Annotated in this window: 1 protein-coding gene; it reads right to left on the bottom strand. The window is 52.6% G+C overall.

Annotated features, from left to right (window positions below; all coding sequences use genetic code 11):
• Positions 1 to 34: 34 nt before the first annotated feature.
• Positions 35 to 2,623 carry a DUF5686 and carboxypeptidase-like regulatory domain-containing protein gene (locus QVP94_RS03035; protein ID WP_022191932.1) on the bottom strand — a complete coding sequence of 863 codons (2,589 nt, stop codon included), beginning with the start codon at positions 2,621 to 2,623 and terminating at the stop codon, positions 35 to 37.
• Between the last annotated feature and the right edge of the window lie 101 nt (positions 2,624 to 2,724).

Here is a 2,724-nt window from a genome sequence, read left to right as displayed (position 1 = left end):
TAATTTTCAATTTTCAATTCTCAATTTTCAATTCTCAAAAGGAGAACCGCAGCGCTATACGCACGCCCCCCTTCTTGATATTCGGTTGGTCCAGATACGTCAAGCGGCGGTAATAATCGATCCGTAATATCTTGAAGATGTTCTCCAGACCTACGCTGGCCTCCAGGTAAGGCGTACGGCCCATCGGCGAGGTTCCCTCGGGGAAGCGGTATAGTCCCGTCGGGTCCAAGGCCGGGTTATTCTTATCGGTCAGTCCTCCGTAGAAACCGCTGAACGATATCACCTCACGCAAACGTAGCCACTTCACGCCGGGAATACGGTTTAAGATCCATCCCTTCATATAATACGTGAAGTAGAACGAAACATACTGGTCGCTTACGAACTCCAGCGCACGCATCATGTTGAAGGCTTGCGGCTGGATCGTGATGGACTGGTTGGTATTCGGCATGATGAGCAAGGGGAAAGGAACCTTGTCCCATACCTTGCCCGCCGTCACCAAGGCGTCGATATGTCCGAAGGAAGAGAGCCAGATCCGTTTCTCGGCGCTGATCTCCGTATGGTTGTAGTTGAAGTCGCCCCCCAACACGTTCTTCAATCCCATCTGATGGGATAGCTTGAATACGGGAGCGTCTTTCGAGAGGTTGAAAAGCGAGTTCTTACCCTCTCGTCCGTTATAGGCACGCTCGCCCGGGGCGAAACGAAGCTGGGCCCCTAGCTCCGTGTTGGTGAAACTCTTTAGGTTCGTCAATGTCCCGTCGGCGTTGTAACGGTCGTAGCGGAGCGTTCCGGCCGCCTCGTTGTTCTCGTTCCGCGCCCAAGTGGTAAGGGTCAGGCCATTCAGCCATTCCTTCTGGTACTGGAGCATGGTCTTGCGGATGTATTGCATCATGGTGACGGGCTCGCCCACCTTCCATGCCACGAACATATTATCCTTGCTGGTGAAGAGGAAGTCCTGACCGGGCGTATATACGTCGTACTCTTGGATCGCGGAGATGTTGTTCACCGGGCTTTCTCCCTCGTGATATTTCTTCTTGTTCACGCTATACGTCAGCTTGGCGTTATACTTTAGCTTACGGTCGTTTACGCCATAGGCCAGATAACCGCTACCGAACCAGTGCGGGTTGAGGTTTGCCGTCGTCATACCTCCCACACGCATGCGGAAGCCCTCCAGATGGTTGGCGCTGAACGTGGTATTCATCGGTCCGAAATCGAACTTGCTCTTATCCTTGTCCGCCGTGGTCGGGATATAACCGGTGATCAATATCTCGGCGGTCTTGATGATCACGTTGAAAGCCGGTACCTTGCGAAGTTGCGCCAGCAAGTCGTCCAAGGCGCTCTCTTTCTCTTTCAAGGGGACATGGCGGTTGTGTATCCAGAAGGTGTCGGTCTGGGCGGTGGCGTCGGGCAACTCATGGATCGGGCCGAGAAGGCCGAAGATCGAGTCGGCGTTCTGCACGTCGAACTGATACTTATCGAAATTCCTTAGCTGGTGGGCATAGAGCTGTTGCGCCCCTTTTACGATATAGAAATTAACGTAGGTATTCTCGTTGGCGAGCACCCAAGTGCTATCCGGCATCCGCTTGAACTCTTGCTCGATCCGGAGCTTGTCCACCCAGTTGAGGTTGATGTTCGCCGGGGTGTTCAAGAGGAATTTCTTGACGGCGTAATTACCGTCCAGCGTGATGTACAAGCGGCCCGTGAAGCCGTAACTTTGGCTGTTTACGGGCACGAAGGCGAGATCCACGCACCGGTCTCCGGCCACGTCCACCGTATCCATGATATAATACTTGTAGTAGGAGACGGCCAGCGTGGAAGACAGCGGGCTCACGAAACGGTTCAACAAGATATTGATATTGTTGTCGAAGATATTCACGCCCTTGAATATCTCCTCGAGGTTGGCGGTGATGGCGCCTCCATCGTCCAAGGTCTTGTCGATACCCTGCTGGCGCTTGGCCTTGGTGATCGTCTTCTCCGCCTTGGGATGTTTGCGGTAGTATTGGTCGGAGATCGTCTCACGGACGGAGATCGTCAGGATCGGTTTCCCGTTGAACTCCGAGGTATCCAGATAGTTCTTGATGAACTTGAATTTCTTCAGGAACTTATTCTTCTCGAGATTGGGGTTGAAGTCGTCCAGCGACATGCTGAGCTTCTCGTACACCTCGCTTTGGTACTCGTCCTTCGCCTCGATGCGGTTGTCGTTCTTATGCTCTATGACTTTCTTGATCAGTTCCACGGCGGGGTTGTCCTTGCGGGAATATTTCTCACGTTTAGGCTTGACGACTACCTCGGCAATCTCGAACGAGGTAGGCCGGAGGAGCACGTTGAGGGCGTTGTTCTTTTGCCCCGCCTTTAGGTTTACGACCTTATTGTCATATCCAAGCGAGGATACGACCAGCCGGGTAAGCCCTTTGTCATTCTGGAGGCTGAAAGCCCCGTCATCGTCGGTCATCGCCCCGATCGTCGAGTTCTCGAACATGACGGATACGTAGGATAGGGGTTCCCCGCTTACGGAGTCTCTCACGATTCCGGACGCGGAAGTTATGCTCTGGGCGTATAGGACGGAAATGCCGGTCACGAATTGTAACAGGACTAGCAAAGTGATATAGCGAATAGATCTTATCATGTAAATGTCTCGTTATTCCTTCACGGATAATACTGTTGGCAAAGGTATGTTTTTTTCGTGGGAGGGAGGGGGGAGAGGCTATTAATAATCATTAATCACCC

Source organism: Parabacteroides sp. CAG:2, from assembly GCF_000436315.1.
GTDB classification, from domain to species: domain Bacteria; phylum Bacteroidota; class Bacteroidia; order Bacteroidales; family Tannerellaceae; genus Parabacteroides; species Parabacteroides distasonis.
The sequence above is the reverse complement of the archived record's forward strand: the minus strand, read 5'-3'. Positions and strand labels throughout refer to the sequence as shown.